This window comes from Streptococcus respiraculi, from assembly GCF_003595525.1.
GTDB lineage: Bacteria > Bacillota > Bacilli > Lactobacillales > Streptococcaceae > Streptococcus > Streptococcus respiraculi.
The window spans coordinates 1,490,801-1,505,959 of record NZ_CP022680.1 but is presented as its reverse complement, the minus strand read 5'-3'; the positions used below and the strand labels follow the sequence as shown (position 1 = coordinate 1,505,959).

Annotated in this window: 17 protein-coding genes and 2 pseudogenes; 16 read left to right on the top strand and 3 right to left on the bottom strand. The window is 41.9% G+C overall.

Annotated elements, in window-relative coordinates; all coding sequences use genetic code 11:
* Window position 1 precedes the first annotated feature (1 nt).
* The 8 genes from prfA to CHF41_RS07290 all read left to right on the top strand — a co-directional run bounded on the left by prfA (window position 2) and on the right by CHF41_RS07290 (window position 6,653).
* Entirely contained in the window at window positions 2–1,081 is a 1,080-nt protein-coding gene (gene prfA / locus CHF41_RS07325; RefSeq protein ID WP_119876663.1) for a peptide chain release factor 1, read from the top strand.
* Entirely contained in the window at window positions 1,081–1,911 is an 831-nt protein-coding gene (prmC, locus tag CHF41_RS07320) for a peptide chain release factor N(5)-glutamine methyltransferase (protein ID WP_119876662.1), read from the top strand. The genes prfA and prmC overlap by 1 nt, the downstream gene beginning before the upstream one ends.
* Window positions 1,904–2,509, top strand: coding sequence for an L-threonylcarbamoyladenylate synthase (locus CHF41_RS07315; RefSeq protein WP_119876661.1), 606 nt, complete (start codon window positions 1,904–1,906; stop codon window positions 2,507–2,509). The genes prmC and CHF41_RS07315 overlap by 8 nt, the downstream gene beginning before the upstream one ends.
* Window positions 2,506–3,762 (top strand): serine hydroxymethyltransferase, encoded by a 1,257-nt coding sequence (gene glyA, locus CHF41_RS07310; protein WP_119876660.1) that lies wholly within the window; start codon window positions 2,506–2,508, stop codon window positions 3,760–3,762. Before CHF41_RS07315 ends, glyA begins: the two co-directional genes overlap by 4 nt.
* 5 nt (window positions 3,763–3,767) lie before the next feature.
* Window positions 3,768–4,742, top strand: a complete 975-nt coding sequence (locus CHF41_RS07305; RefSeq protein ID WP_119876659.1) for a nucleoid-associated protein — start codon at window positions 3,768–3,770, stop codon at window positions 4,740–4,742.
* Between the two features lies 1 nt (window position 4,743).
* A complete protein-coding gene (locus CHF41_RS07300; protein WP_119876658.1) occupies window positions 4,744–5,343 on the top strand; it encodes a lysozyme family protein in 600 nt (199 codons plus the stop codon).
* Between the two features lie 111 nt (window positions 5,344–5,454).
* Window positions 5,455–6,225, top strand: coding sequence for an SDR family NAD(P)-dependent oxidoreductase (locus tag CHF41_RS07295; protein WP_119876657.1), 771 nt, complete (start codon window positions 5,455–5,457; stop codon window positions 6,223–6,225).
* Window positions 6,225–6,653, top strand: a complete 429-nt coding sequence (locus tag CHF41_RS07290; RefSeq protein ID WP_119876656.1) for a hypothetical protein — start codon at window positions 6,225–6,227, stop codon at window positions 6,651–6,653. The genes CHF41_RS07295 and CHF41_RS07290 overlap by 1 nt, the downstream gene beginning before the upstream one ends.
* Window positions 6,654–6,689: 36 nt before the next feature.
* Here CHF41_RS07290 and CHF41_RS07285 read toward each other — a convergent pair whose 3' ends face one another.
* A complete protein-coding gene (locus tag CHF41_RS07285; RefSeq protein ID WP_162911927.1) occupies window positions 6,690–7,142 on the bottom strand; it encodes a helix-turn-helix domain-containing protein in 453 nt (150 codons plus the stop codon).
* Between the two features lie 193 nt (window positions 7,143–7,335).
* Here CHF41_RS07285 and CHF41_RS07280 point away from each other — a divergent pair, with 193 nt between their 5' ends.
* Complete coding sequence (locus CHF41_RS07280; RefSeq protein ID WP_119876654.1) at window positions 7,336–7,572, top strand: hypothetical protein; 237 nt, start codon at window positions 7,336–7,338, stop codon at window positions 7,570–7,572.
* A gap of 114 nt (window positions 7,573–7,686) precedes the next feature.
* The gene (gene tnpA / locus CHF41_RS07275; RefSeq protein WP_119876653.1) at window positions 7,687–8,160 is read left to right on the top strand and encodes an IS200/IS605 family transposase; all 474 of its coding nucleotides are present in this window, start codon (window positions 7,687–7,689) and stop codon (window positions 8,158–8,160) included.
* Window positions 8,161–8,280: 120 nt separating this feature from the next.
* On the opposite strand, the pseudogene CHF41_RS07270 reads toward tnpA, so the two are convergent.
* Window positions 8,281–8,523, bottom strand: a pseudogene (locus CHF41_RS07270) (alpha/beta hydrolase); the annotation flags it as partial.
* A gap of 45 nt (window positions 8,524–8,568) precedes the next feature.
* Between CHF41_RS07270 and CHF41_RS10190 the strand changes: the two are divergent.
* Window positions 8,569–8,883, top strand: a pseudogene (locus tag CHF41_RS10190) (tyrosine-type recombinase/integrase); the annotation flags it as partial.
* 580 nt (window positions 8,884–9,463) lie between these two features.
* On the opposite strand, the gene guaA reads toward CHF41_RS10190, so the two are convergent.
* Entirely contained in the window at window positions 9,464–11,011 is a 1,548-nt protein-coding gene (gene guaA / locus CHF41_RS07260) for a glutamine-hydrolyzing GMP synthase (RefSeq protein ID WP_119876652.1), read from the bottom strand.
* 131 nt (window positions 11,012–11,142) lie between these two features.
* On the opposite strand from guaA, the gene CHF41_RS07255 reads away from it, so the two are divergent.
* From CHF41_RS07255 to CHF41_RS07235, 5 genes are all read left to right on the top strand, one after another.
* A complete protein-coding gene (locus CHF41_RS07255; protein ID WP_119876651.1) occupies window positions 11,143–11,841 on the top strand; it encodes a GntR family transcriptional regulator in 699 nt (232 codons plus the stop codon).
* Window positions 11,842–11,932: 91 nt separating this feature from the next.
* Window positions 11,933–12,265 carry a putative DNA-binding protein gene (locus tag CHF41_RS07250; RefSeq protein ID WP_119876650.1) on the top strand — a complete coding sequence of 111 codons (333 nt, stop codon included), beginning with the start codon at window positions 11,933–11,935 and terminating at the stop codon, window positions 12,263–12,265.
* Between the two features lie 12 nt (window positions 12,266–12,277).
* The gene (ffh, locus tag CHF41_RS07245) at window positions 12,278–13,843 is read left to right on the top strand and encodes a signal recognition particle protein (protein WP_119876649.1); all 1,566 of its coding nucleotides are present in this window, start codon (window positions 12,278–12,280) and stop codon (window positions 13,841–13,843) included.
* 22 nt (window positions 13,844–13,865) lie between these two features.
* Window positions 13,866–14,606 carry a hypothetical protein gene (locus CHF41_RS07240; protein WP_119876648.1) on the top strand — a complete coding sequence of 247 codons (741 nt, stop codon included), beginning with the start codon at window positions 13,866–13,868 and terminating at the stop codon, window positions 14,604–14,606.
* Window positions 14,599–15,027 (top strand): hypothetical protein, encoded by a 429-nt coding sequence (locus CHF41_RS07235; protein WP_119876647.1) that lies wholly within the window; start codon window positions 14,599–14,601, stop codon window positions 15,025–15,027. Before CHF41_RS07240 ends, CHF41_RS07235 begins: the two co-directional genes overlap by 8 nt.
* The last annotated feature ends 132 nt before the right edge of the window (window positions 15,028–15,159 follow it).

Genomic DNA, 15,159 nt, shown 5'->3' with positions numbered 1-15,159 from the left:
GATGAATATTTACGATCAATTGCAGGCGGTAGAAGACCGCTACGATGAGCTTGGGGAATTGCTGAGTGACCCAGATGTGGTCAGCTATACCAAGCGTTTTATGGAGTTATCAAAAGAAGAAGCAGCAACCCGTGACACTGTGACAGCCTACCGTGAGTATAAAAAAGTCTTGCAAAATATTCTTGATGCAGAAGAGATGATTAAGGATGCTTCTGGCGATGCTGACTTAGAAGAAATGGCCAAGGAAGAACTCAAGACAGCCAAGGCTGATAAGGAAGCCTATGAAGAAAAATTGAAGATTTTGCTCCTGCCGAAAGATCCAAACGACGACAAGAACATCATTTTGGAAATCCGTGGAGCAGCTGGTGGAGATGAAGCAGCCCTCTTTGCAGGAGACTTGCTGACCATGTACCAGAAATTTGCAGAAAGTCAAGGCTGGCGCTTTGAAGTCATGGAGGCTTCTTATAATGGTGTTGGTGGGATTAAAGAAGTTGTTGCTATGGTATCTGGACAATCGGTTTATTCTAAGTTGAAATATGAATCAGGCGCTCATCGTGTGCAGCGTGTACCGGTTACAGAAAGCCAAGGTCGTGTCCATACTTCAACGGCAACAGTCTTGATTATGCCAGAAATCGAAGAAGTCGAGTACGACATCGATCCAAAAGACTTACGGATTGACATTTACCATGCCTCAGGTGCTGGTGGACAGAACGTCAATAAGGTTGCAACAGCCGTGCGGATTGTCCATTTGCCAACCAATATCAAGGTCGAAATGCAGGAAGAACGAACCCAGCAGAAAAACCGTGATAAGGCAATGAAGGTCATTCGGGCTCGTGTGGCAGATCATTTTGCCCAAATTGCTCAAGATGAGCAAGATGCAGAGCGGAAATCAACCATTGGTACAGGAGACCGTTCAGAGCGAATTCGTACCTACAATTTCCCTCAAAACCGTGTGACGGATCACCGTATTGGTTTAACGCTTCAAAAACTCGATACGATTTTATCTGGTAAAATGGACGAGGTGATTGATGCCTTGGTGCTCTATGACCAAACGCAAAAATTAGAAGAGTTGAATAAATAATGAATTACGCGCAATTGTTTTCACGTTATGAAAGCAAGTTGGATGAGATAGGAGAAGAGCCAGAAAGTCTAGCTTATACCTTTCGTGCATTGAAGAAGCTGACTCTGACAGCTTTCGTTTTATTGCTAACGAAAGAAGTAACGAAAGACGATAAGGAGCTGTTAGAGCTGATTTTTCAACAGCTATCCCAGCATGTTCCAGCTCAATACATTATCGGAAAGACAAATTTTCATGGTTTGGAATTTTCGGTAGATCCAAGAGTATTAATTCCCCGTCCTGAGACAGAAGAGCTAGTTGACCTTATTCTGACAGAAAATAATGCAACGAACCTTGCGGTACTCGACATTGGGACAGGGAGCGGAGCGATTGCGATTAGTCTTGCTAAGGCGAAGTCAAACTGGAAGGTAACAGCCTCAGACATTTCACTAGATGCTCTTGCTGTTGCTCAGGAAAATGCTTGGCGAAACCAAGTTGAACTTGCCTTTGTCCAGTCCAATGTTTGGCAGGACATCAAGGGACAGTATGATATCATCGTCTCCAATCCGCCCTATATCGCACGAGCAGATGTGGAAGAAGTGGGCTTAAATGTGCTTCATTCAGAGCCACACATAGCCTTATTTGCAGAAGAAGACGGGTTTGCCATTTACCGACAGATTGCCAAAAGAGCAACAGAATTTCTGACGGAAAAAGGGAAAATTTACCTAGAGATCGGGTATAAACAGGGGCAACAAGTAAAAGACCTTTTCAAAACAGCCCTTCCAGACAAGCGTGTCCGCATTCTCAAAGACCAATTTGGACAAGATAGGATGGTGGTGGTGGATCATGGATAAGATTGCACAAATTTTAGAAGCTGGTGGGGCAGTCGTGCTCCCTACGGAAACAGTCTATGGCTTGTTTGGTCGTGCCTTGGATGAACGAGCTGTTCAGCGTGTCTACGAGCTCAAGAAGCGGCCCTTAGATAAAGCTATGAATCTGAATGTGGCGAGTTTAGAGGATGTCCGTGCTTTTTCTAAGAATCAGCCAGATTATCTCGAAAAACTCTTTCAAGCTTTCTTACCAGGTCCCTTGACCATTATTTTACAAGCAAATGAACAAGTCCCACACTGGGTTAACTCAGGCATGACTACGGTCGGTTTTCGCATTCCTAGCCACCCAGTAACACTTGATTTGATCAAAACCTTTGGACCTCTGATTGGACCGTCTGCGAATCTTTCTGGCAAGACCAGCGGTGTCTTGTTTGACCAGATTATCGAGGGCTTCTATGATGAGGTTACCGGGGTAAAAGATGATGATTTCTTAACAGGGCAAGATTCTACCATTTTAGACTTGTCAGGGGAGAAAGCCCAGATTTTACGCCAAGGCGCCATCACTCGCGAGGACCTCCTCGCCCAGCTACCAGAACTCACATTTAAAGGAGAAATTGCATGATTTTTGATAAAGAAGATTACAAGGCGTTTGATAAAGAACTATGGGAAGCTGTTTCTGCAGAAGAAAAGCGTCAGCAGCACAATATTGAATTGATTGCTTCAGAAAATGTTGTTTCAAAAGCGGTCATGGCAGCACAAGGCTCCATCTTGACCAATAAATACGCAGAAGGCTATCCTAGCCGCCGTTATTATGGTGGAACGGAGTGCGTAGATATCGTGGAAAGCCTTGCTATTGAGCGTGCTAAGGAAATCTTTGGCGCTAAATTTGCCAATGTCCAACCTCATTCTGGTAGCCAAGCCAACTGTGCAGCCTATATGGCCTTGATTGAGCCAGGCGATACGGTCATGGGAATGGACTTGGCAGCTGGCGGACACTTGACCCATGGGGCTGCTGTCAGCTTTTCTGGTCAAACCTACAACTTTGTTGCTTACAACGTTGATAAAGAAACAGGCTTGCTTGACTACGATGCCCTCTTAGTCCAAGCAAAAGAAGTACAACCAAAACTCATTGTCGCAGGGGCTTCTGCCTATTCTCGTATCATTGATTTTGCTAAATTCCGTGAAATTGCAGATAGCGTTGGGGCAAAACTTATGGTCGATATGGCACATATCGCTGGACTTGTCGCAGCTGGTTTACATCCAAATCCAGTACCTTATGCTCATATCACGACAACAACGACCCATAAAACCCTCCGTGGTCCTCGTGGCGGTTTGATTTTGACAAATGATGAGGACTTGGCAAAGAAAATCAACTCTGCTATCTTCCCTGGTATCCAGGGTGGACCGCTGGAACACGTGATTGCTGCTAAAGCAGTTGCCTTTAAAGAAGTCTTAGACCCTGCTTTCAAAGAATACGCCCAACAAGTCATTGACAACAGTAAGGCTATGGCAGATATCTTCCTAGCACATGACAAATTCCGTGTCATTACAGGCGGAACAGACAATCACCTCTTCCTTGTTGATGTGACCAAGGTCGTTGAAAATGGAAAAGTAGCCCAAAATCTTTTGGACGAAGTACACATCACCTTGAACAAAAATTCGATTCCATTTGAGACCTTGTCGCCATTTAAGACAAGCGGTATTCGGATTGGATCTGCGGCGATTACGGCTCGTGGATTTGGTGTTGAAGAAGCACGTAAGGTGGCAGAACTGACGGTGAAAGCCTTAGAAAATGCGGATAATGAAGCTGTCCTTGATGAAGTGCGTAAGGAAGTGCGTGTTTTGACAGATGCCTTTCCGCTCTATGAGGCATAATATTCATGGATATTTACATTAAAGAAGCTGTTATTCACCAGTTTTCTCCAGAAGATACGGAATTAAACTTGGCAAACAAATTGTTGACCATTAGCCCCAAGATTGAGGAGTATCTGCGTAAGAAGATTGAACGGTCCTATTCAGATGAAGCAAAAACGGGGCAATTGGGGGCTGAAAGCCCCTTTCTTGACTATCTGTCTGATGATTTGCTAGAGAGTTCCATTGCCATTGCCAAACTTTGGAAAGAAGAGTTTTCTGTTTCTGAAAATCTCAAGACCAATGACTTGGTCTTTGTTCGTTTTGAGAAAAATGGGGTGGAGCAGTTTGCTTTTTTACGGATTTCCCTTCGTGAAAATTTGGTTCATGTCGGAGCTGAAAGTGATAGTCCCTTGAAACTCACGCAGAACAATCTGCCAAGCGCAGGTTCAGCACCTGATGAGGCTCTGATTCTCAACCTGCAAACCCGCAAATACCACTTGATTGAAAAGCGGATTAAGTACAACGGGACTTTTTTGAACTATTTTTCGGACAATGTCTTGCAAGATTGTCCAGCGATTTCTGCCAAAAAATCAATCAAGGCAGTTGAGCAGACAGCTCAGAAAATTGCGGAGAATTTTAATCAGGCAGACTTCCAATTCCATTCTAAGGTCAAATCCGCCATTTTTAATCATCTGGAAGAAGACAATGAATTGTCACCTGAAAAATTGGCCGATCAACTCTTTGACACCAATCTGACAGCCCGTCTCAGCTTTGTCGATGAGCTGAAAGAGGTGATTCCAGAAAAGGTTAGCTTTGACGAGATTGACAGCAGTCGCCAATTGAAAAAATTTGAAAATCAAAAACTATCCCTATCAAACGGGATTGAATTGATTGTGCCGACCACTATTTACGAGGATGCAGAAGCTGTTGAATTTATTCAGAACGATAATGGGACTTATTCTATCCTCATCAAGAATATAGAAGATATTAAGAGCAAATAACATGAGAAAACTAGCAAGAACGATTGCCCTCATCGTCCTTGTTTTTCTAGCTTACCAATTCTATAAAACTCACCGAGATGTCAAACAAGTCATGACCTATCAACCTATGGTGCAGGAAATCTTGGCTGAAAACGACACAAAAGCCAACGAAGAATTGGTGTTAGCGATGATCTACACGGAAACGAAAGGAAAACAAGCTGATGTCATGCAGTCGAGCGAGTCTGCTTCAGGCTATGCTGATACCATTACAGACAGCAAGGAAAGCATCCGTCAAGGGGTGGAGTATTTGAGTCAAAATCTCTCTTTAGCTGAAGATGCAGGGGTTGATGTCTGGACAGCCGTTCAGGCCTATAATTACGGTCCAGCTTATATTGGCTACGTTGCCCAAAATGGTGGAAAAAATACCATTGAACTGTCAACGAACTATTCAAAAGACATCGTAGCCCCCAGCCTTGGGAATACGACGGGACAGACCTACATCTATTACCATCCGATTGCCCTTATCAACGGAGGCAAACTCTACGTAAACGGAGGCAATATCTATTATTCCAGACAGGTACGATTCAATGTTTATCTGATTCGATTAATGAGCCTGCTTTAGCCATAATGAAAGAGCAGTGGCACAATGTTCGTGTTTCCTGCTCTTTTTTGCTTTCCTTTTTTCCTTTCTCAAAAAAAGTGGTATAATGAAGCTAAAAAAGGGAGGTGCGATATGACACGATACGTACTGATTACGGGTGCAACAAGTGGCATTGGAAAGGCAATTGCCTATGCGTTTGCTAAAAACCGAGACCATCTGATCATTACCGGACGACGAGTGGAGAAGTTAAAAGAGATTCAGGCAGATATGACAGCAAAATATGGTGTCACTGTCCATTACTACCAAATGGATGTCACGCAAGCAGCAGAAGTGGCAGCGGTGTGTGGGCAAATATTGGAAGAGGTTCCGCAGGTTGATATCTTGGTCAACAATGCAGGCTTGGCTTTAGGACTTGAAAAATTTCAGGACTATGAGGTGGCAGATATGGTCACTATGCTCGATACCAACGTCAAGGGATTGCTATATGTGACCCGACAGATTTTACCAAGCATGGTTGAACGTAATCAAGGACATGTCATCAATATTGGCTCAACAGCAGGAATCTATGCCTATGCAGGTGCAGCAGTCTATGCAGCAACAAAATCAGCTGTCAAGGTTTTGAGTGACGGTATCCGTATCGATACTATTGATAAGAACATCAAGGTGACAACCATTCAGCCAGGGATTGTCGAGACGGATTTTAGCCAGGTGCGTTTTCACGGGGACAAGGAGAAGGCAGCGACTGTTTATCAAGGAATTGAAGCCTTGCAGGCAGAAGATATTGCCCAGAGCGTCCTATTTGTTGCCAATCAACCCCGTCATGTACAGATTTCTGATATGACCATTATGGCAACCAAGCAAGCGACAGGATTTACGATTCACAGAGAAAGGGAGGATCACTGATGAAAAAGTATACACTTCTTGCTATCTCATTACTGGCTGTTTTGACCTTGTCTACAGGTTGCTCTAAGAAGACGGATAAAAGCGATTCAAGTAGCAGTACAACGGCTAGTCAAGTATCTAAAAGTTCATCTTCTACGAGTCAGCAGGCAAGCTCTGTTCCTGCTAGCTCATCTACACTGTCTGATACAGATACTACAGATGCCCTCCAAAATACAAATAGCGGTGTGACCTTAGAAAGCGGTCAAGATACGATTGACTATGCCAATAGTATTCTTGGAGATAAGGGCTGGACAGTCCTAGAAGATAATTACAATCGTACTGACTCTATTCCCTATAATCTTCTTCAAGGAACAGACGGGTCGCTCTATCGTGTCTATCAAAATGGTGTAATCGTTGATATGAATGACACGGTTGTACATCAACCGTAAAATGACATAAGAAAAGCTCCATTCGTGGAGCTTTTCTTATTTTTCAGCCTGTTTCAATGTACCTGTTTCATAAAGTTGCTCAATTAGACTTGTCTGGGCTTCTTTTTCAAAACCGAGTTCAGAAAGTAGTGCCACCATAGCGGCTTCAGAAATGCCTTTTTCTTTAGCAGAAGAAAGGGCCGTAAAGATGCTTGAAATGACATAGTCTGCAATTTTGCTGCTTTCTTCGACAGACATGGCTTCGCGTTCCTGAGCTGAAATGGTGCTATATTCCTTATCGCGTTTTCCTGTTAGGTAGTCGACACTGACATGAAAGAAAATCGCTAAATCAGTAATCTGAGCAAGATTTGGCTCTAGTAGACCACGTTCCCAACGGGAATAGGTACCTTGTTTGATATTGAGTTCATTTGATAGTTGTTGCTGAGTCAGTTTTGCATTTTTTCGCAACTCTTTCAATCGCTGGGTAAAAAGGTTTTTACTCGTATCCATGGTTGGCTCCATTTTTATTCACAATCGTATATTTTGATTGACAAATTCGATACCAACTAGTATAATATAGATATACCGTTTGGTATTTAATGTATCTAAATATTGTACATTTATTTTACCATAAATTAGGCTAATTGCCTATAATCAGATAAAGAGTTTGCACAGTGCTTGAAAGCATAAAAGGAGAGAGAAGATGGAACATTGCACTACAGAGCCTCAGACATTGACAGATATTATCGGAAAATTGACCGAGTTAGAACTGGTCGGCTATATTATGTATTCGCCAAAATTGAGGAAAAGAATCCTCTTGACCAATGAAATGTATAATGAACTAGACAAGGAAGAGCTAAATCTCCACCAATCGCGCTACAAAGCTATCATGGAAACGATGGAATTAGTAAAAGAGTTCCTGTCAGAAGAAAAAGGCTAGCAAGCCTTTTTTATTATAGCTTCAAGCCAGTTCTTCTCGCAGAGAAGAACAAGAAAACCACTATTTTTCCTAGTATAATCTAATTGTTCAGGTTAGACAAAGGAGGAAAAATAAATGACTAAAAGTAGTTATAGTTTATCACACACCAAATGGATGTGCAAATATCATATTGTCTTCACACCGAAGTACCGAAGAAAAGCCATATACTACAAAATTAGGCAGGATTTAATCGATATTTTCCGTCATCTATGCCAATATAAAGGAGTTGAAATTATTGAAGGTCACATGATGTCAGATCATGTTCACATGTTAGTTCTCATTCCTCCAAAACTTGCGATTTCTGAATTTATGGGCTATCTGAAAAGTAAAAGTGCCTTAATGATATTTGATAAACATGCGAATTTAAAATATAAGTATGGAAATCGCAAATTTTGGGCAAGAGGCTATTACGTCAGTACGGTAGGATTAAACGAGAAAACTGTTGCGAAGTATATCCGTGAGCAGGAAAAAACTGACATCGCTCTTGATAAGTTGAGTGTTAAAGAGTATGAAGATCCATTTTCAGATGGAGGTTTTAGAACAAGATAAAAGCCCGTTGTTACGGGCATTAGTCAAGTAATAGAAGCTAACCTGAACGAAGTTCAGCGAGCGTCTTTAGACGCCCGCTGGAGGGAAACGGCTTATAGCCGGTGTACAAGCCACCCGTTTTCACGGGTGGTTATGACTTGTTTCTACACAATCTACTATTTCTTGAATGTTCATATCTCGTTGCTGAGAAGCAGAAATAGTGGCAATCCCATCTTTTCGTTGTTGGCTGTAGAGACCAAATCCGTTATGGTTGCCCCCTTCAATGGTCACAAAGTGGGTATCTGCTGGTAGTTGTTTTTTCTCGTTTTCGTATTTGCCCCATTGTAAAACCTTGTCTTCTGACGCAGTCAGTGAGAGGACAGGAAGGTCGCTCTTTGAAGTCTATCTTATCAGACGGATAAGAAGCGAGTAAAATCAACATTGAAATGCGTTCTACAAGTACATGTGAATTCATAGGTATAAAAACGATTCGTATTCACGATTTAAGGCACTCTCATGCAAATTTTATGTTGTCGCTCGGTATGAATGACTTAGAAATGCAAAATCGCTTAGGACATGGCAGATATTAAGACTATACTTGGTACTTACTCTCATCTACGTCCTAATGCTATCGAAGAAGTTGCTAATCGAATGACAGGGCAAGTAGTAGTGACGGAAAATAACGTTAGAAAAAGTAAGTTTAACGGCAACCAACATACTATCAATTTGGATAGTAAAATTTGACAATTATCTCAATTTATGTGATAATAATCATGCAAGAACTGTAACGAAGTTTATAAAGAAATATTGGAGTTCTATCTCTAGCATTTTTTTATTTGACAATCCTAGTAAAATACTGTATACTTTAGATACTGAGAAGTAGTTCATTAGAACACCAAAGCCCCCAACTAGTGCCAATAGTTGAGGGCTTTTTTTACGTTCTTTTCAGATTAACGGGTGTTTTTAGGTTGGCAATACTTATTATTTTTTGCCATCCAACCATTTGCAGATGAAGTACAAGATAATTCCTGCCACAACTTCTGCCGTAATGGCAATAAGGAGCTCCGAGAAGTAGCCCATTAATGAACACCTCCTCTCTAGCAAAAGATTTGCTTGAGGAAAAGCATTGCCACATGATTATATCATAAACCTTAACTATTGACACTCCTTTTTGAAGTTTGACTAGCGTAGTCTGTTGAACGAAAAAAGGAGTCCTCAACGCAGTTGATAAAAAAATAATCTGTTTTTGTTGTTAAACTGTTGTCAATACAAGATAAAAAGCCTTAGAAATATTGATTTCATAGGCTTTTTATACTTATTAACTCTATTCCCACTCAACAGTTGCTGGTGGTTTGCTGGTGATATCGTAGACGATGCGGTTGACGTGGTCAACTTCGTTAACGATGCGAACGGAGATTTTTTGGAGGACTTCCCATGGAATCTTGGCGAAGTCTGCGGTCATGCCGTCGATAGAAGTAATGGCTCGAATGGCAATCGTATAGTCATAGGTACGACCGTCTCCCATAACCCCAACAGAACGTACACCAGTGTTCACTGTGAAGTATTGCCAGATATCGCGATCAAGTCCAGCTTTTGCGATTTCTTCACGGAGAATGGCGTCGGATTCACGGACAGTTTCAAGTTTTTCTTCAGTGATTTCCCCCATGACACGGATAGCCAGTCCTGGTCCAGGGAATGGCTGGCGCCACACGACTTCATCAGGCATACCAAGCTCTGTTCCCAAGGCACGAACTTCGTCTTTGTAAAGGGTATTGAGTGGTTCAATCAATTTGAACTGCATATCTTCTGGCAAACCACCTACGTTGTGGTGCGATTTAATGGTTTGAGCTGTATCTGTTCCTGATTCGATAACGTCTGTATAGAGCGTTCCTTGGGCAAGAAATGCAACATCAGTCAGTTTACTTGCTTCATCATCAAAGACATAGACAAATTCATTTCCGATGATTTTGCGTTTTTGCTCAGGGTCAGATACGCCTGCCAATTTATCAAGGAAACGTTTGGCAGCATCTGCCTTGACAATGTTCAAGCCAAATTTTCCACCTAGCATCTCCATGACTTGGTCAGCTTCGCCTTTGCGAAGAAGTCCGTGGTCAACAAAGATACAGATAAGCTGGTCCCCGATTGCTTTTTGAAGAAGAACGCCAACAACGGATGAATCAACCCCACCAGAAAGCCCAAGAAGGACTTTTTTGTCCCCGACAGTTTCACGGATTTTGGCAATCTGCATGTCAATGAAATTATCCATGGACCAGTCGCCTTTTGCTCCGCAGATATTAATCGCAAAGTTGCGCAAAATATCATTTCCATAAACAGAATGACGAACCTCTGGGTGGAACTGGATGCCGTAAATCTTCTTATCTGAATGTTCAATCGCTGCATAAGGACAATCTGCTGACGTTCCTGTACGGATAAAGTGGTCAGGAATTTCAGTGACGGCATCGCCATGGCTCATCAAGACCAGTTGCTCATCAGGTGTGCCTTCAAAGAGAGGAGAAAGAGTATGAGTGAGCGTAGACTGACCGTATTCACGATTTCCAGCATCTCCAGCAGGAACGACCTTACCGCCTAGTGTATGAGTAATCAACTGCATACCGTAGCAAATTCCCAAAATTGGAATGCCTAATTCAAAAATTTCAGGATCAATACCAAAAGAGCCCTCTTCATAAACAGAGTTTGGTCCACCTGAGAGAATAAGTCCGACAGGATTGATGTCACGGACTTCAGCTGCTGAAATCTTATGGCTCTTGAGTTCAGAGAAGACACCAATCTCACGAATACGGCGTGAAATCAGCTGATTATACTGGCTACCGTAGTCCAGAACGATGATTTTTTCGACGTCTTGGAGTGTCATGTTATTTCCTTTCAAATAAAAATATCAAATTGATGTTTCTTATTCTATCATAAAAACGAACAATTTGCAGTAAGAATGGTTAAAAAGATAGAAATTTGGTACAATAGAAAGAGAAACAAAGAGGAGTGAGTATGAAAGCTGCTTATATTGCCATTCATGATAAATTAAAAGAAGAAATTGACCGTGGAGTCTGGAAAATCGGCGAGCGCCTACCGAGTGAGCGGGACTTGGCCGATGAGTTTGGTGTGTCGCGAATGACCTTGCGCCAAGGGATTACGCTTTTGGTAGAAGAAGGGATTTTGCAGCGCAAAGTCGGGTCGGGCACCTACGTGGCAAGCACTCGTGTGCAAGAAAAAATGCGTGGAACCATGTCTTTTACAGATATTATTCAGCTTCAGGGAAAAACACCGTCCAGTCAATTGTTGTCCTATATCCGAACAAAGCCCAATGATAAAGAAGTGAGCCAATTGAATTTACAGGCGGGAGAGTATGTCGTGCGGATGGAACGTGTGCGTTTTGCGGATAATATTCCTGTTGTCTATGAAGTAGCGAGTATCCCAGAACGCTTAATTCAAAATGTCAAAAAGAGCGATGTGACCAACCATTTCTTTAAAACCTTGACGGAAAACGGCTATCGCATCGGTAAAAGTCACCAGACGATTTATGCCCGTCTGGCCAACGAACAGGTAGCTAAACACCTACAAATCACAAAGAATCAAGCCATTTTAGCCCTCCGTCAAGTTTCCTATTTAGAAGATGGTCAACCGTTTGAGTATGTGAACAGCCAGTACGTTGGTGAACGTTTTGAATTTTACTTAGAAAATAATTAGTTTGCATAAAATTTATTATGTAAACTTTTTTATAGATCAAATGATATAGATAGGCTTTATCCTCTAGGAAAAATTTGGTATAATAAAAGGTATGGAAATTGAAAAAACAAATCGGATGAATGCCTTGTTTGAATTTTACGCGGCACTATTGACCGATAAACAGATGAATTATATCGAGCTCTACTATGCTGATGATTATAGCTTGGCTGAGATTGCAGAAGAATTTCAGGTCAGCCGTCAAGCGGTCTATGACAATATCAAGCGGACAGAAAAGATTTTAGAAGATTACGAGAAGAAATTGCACATGTATTCAGATTACATTGTCCGTAGTCAAATTTTTGATCAAATCTTAGAACGCTATCCAGCAGATGAATTTTTGCAAGAAAAAATCACTATACTAAGTAGCATTGATAATAGAGAATAAAAGGAGTATACTATGGCTTTTGAAAGCTTGACCGAACGTTTACAGAACGTCTTTAAAAACCTACGTCGCAAGGGAAAAATCAGTGAGAGCGATGTTCAAGAAGCAACCAAGGAAATCCGTCTCGCCCTACTTGAAGCGGACGTGGCCCTACCAGTCGTAAAAGATTTTATCAAGAAAGTTCGCGAGCGCGCAGTTGGTCACGAAGTAATAGAAACCTTGAATCCTGCTCAACAAATCATCAAAATTGTTGATGAAGAGTTAACTGCGATTCTAGGATCTGACACTGCGGAAATCATCAAGTCTCCAAAGATTCCAACCATTATCATGATGGTCGGTCTGCAAGGGGCTGGTAAAACGACTTTTGCAGGAAAATTAGCCAACAAGCTCAAAAAAGACGAAAATGCTCGTCCCTTGCTGATTGCGGCAGATATCTACCGTCCAGCAGCCATTGATCAGTTGAAAACCTTGGGACAACAGATTGAAGTGCCTGTCTTTGAGCTGGGAACAGGTGTGCCAGCAGTTGAGATTGTCAAACAAGGTCTTGCAGTTGCTACTCAAAACAACAATGATTATGTCTTGATTGATACGGCGGGTCGTCTGCAAATCGACGAAGTATTGATGAACGAATTGAGAGATGTGAAGGCACTTGCTCAGCCAAATGAAATCCTCCTTGTAGTTGATGCTATGATTGGTCAGGAAGCAGCTAATGTCGCTCGTGAATTCAGTAACCAGCTCGAAGTAACTGGTGTGATTTTGACCAAGATTGATGGGGATACTCGTGGTGGTGCGGCCCTTTCTGTCCGTCACATTACAGGAAAACCAATCAAGTTCACAGGTACTGGTGAGAAGATTACCGATATCGAAACCTTCCACCCAGACCGTATGTCCAGCCGTATTCTCGGTATGGGAGACATGCTGACCTTGATTGAGAAGGCTTCTCAAGAATACGATGAGAAAAAATCGCTTGAACTTGCTGAAAAAATGCGGGAAAATACCTTTGATTTCAACGATTTCATTTCTCAATTGGACCAAGTCCAAAACATGGGGCCAATGGAAGACTTGCTCAAGATGATTCCAGGAATGGCAGGAAATCCTGCTCTCGCTAATCTCAAGGTCGATGAGCGGGATATTGCGAGAAAACGGGCGATTGTATCGTCTATGACACCAGCTGAGCGGGAAAATCCTGACTTGCTCACACCTAGCCGTCGCCGTCGTATTGCCAACGGTTCTGGAAATACCTTTGTCGAGGTTAACAAATTCATCAAGGACTTTAACCAAGCTAAGGCTATGATGCAAGGTGTCATGTCTGGTGATATGAACAAGATGATGAAGCAAATGGGGATCAACCCTAACAATCTTCCGAAAAATCTGCCAAACAACATGGATATGTCAGCCCTTGAAGGCATGATGGGACAAGGTGGAATGCCTGATTTATCAGCCCTAGGTGGCGCTGGTATGCCAGATATGAGTCAGATGTTCGGCGGAGGTCTGAAAGGTAAAATCGGTAAATTTGCCATGGAACAATCCATGAAACGCATGGCCAACAAAATGAAGAAAGCGAAAAAGAAGAGAAAATAATTCTCTTCTTTTGATATCAATTATGAAAAAAATGAAGAAAAAAATCATCGACCTAATCGTCTTTATCGTTCTCATTCTCGTTGCGATAGCGGGTATTCGATTCTTGTTCTTTCCTGCATTTGGAAAAATAATTGAGACGGCCTCGCCCTGGTATCAAGAAAAGGTTGCAATTTCAAAACGAAATCAGGTTGACGATGCTTTTTCTGGCGTTTTGGGCTCAAAAGTAGATGCCATTTCAAAAGACAGTATTTCAGGCTGGTTTAGCAGTAGGGAATACAAGGAAATCGATTTTTATATTCCCAAATTAAGTAATACTTCAGCCCTGTTTCGCGATGATCAGTACCGTGATTTACTCAAAGACACGCTGATTGCCTCTATCAATACAGACAATGTCGAAGATCAAACGGAGCAGTTTACATTATTTTATAATGGCGCAACGATTGCAACTTGGGCATACGGTCGTAAGACCTCAACTTTCCGTAATACTCCAGCAGATGTCAGAAGAGAAGTAGAAGAGGCCCTGCGAAAAACCTTGGCTAAGGATAAAAAAATCGAATTTAAGCGCTGGGATTTTCTCTTTGGCAAGGAAAATGTTGACTTCAGCTACGATCCAATGGAAGAAGTTATTTATCTGGAAGGCGTTTTTCTCAGTTCCAAAGGAATGTTTGACAGCGAGTCTTATCATGTCAAAGCCCAGTATCAGAAGATGGATGGCAAATGGCACTTACGTGCAGAGAGTCTGGAGGTAGAAAAAAATGACTAAGTACCAAAAACGCTGGCTATGGCTATGCTTCTTCATCATTTTTCTCCTGACCCTTGGTATGGCATTTCTCAATCATACGAGGCATGCAACCTTACGAGAGCGCCTCGATTTGAACGGGATTTTTGAAAATGTGCCGGGAGTTGAGATTCGGACAACCCAAAGTAGTTTCTTTTCAGATAAACCCTATCAGCGGATTGTTATTTGCATTCCCTCGTTAGCCTCTGCAAACGATGATCTAAGCCGACATAATGTATCAGGAAAAAATGTTGACTTGGTCAATAAGGTAATTGACCGTGAGCAGCTTGACAAGGGTTTTGCAACTTGGCTTCGTCAGATATTCGACAAAAACGAGGCTGCTCAATATACAAATCACATCGAAGTCTGGTATCGAGATGATAAAATCATAGAGCAAGATTATTAGTAGATAAGGAATAAGCTAAGTTTACGTAATAATGATTATGTAAACTTTTTCTTATTGAAAAATGGTATACGCGAAATAAATGGATTATCGTTAGCATTTTCTTCAAAAATAAAAGTGCATAACGGTTACTAA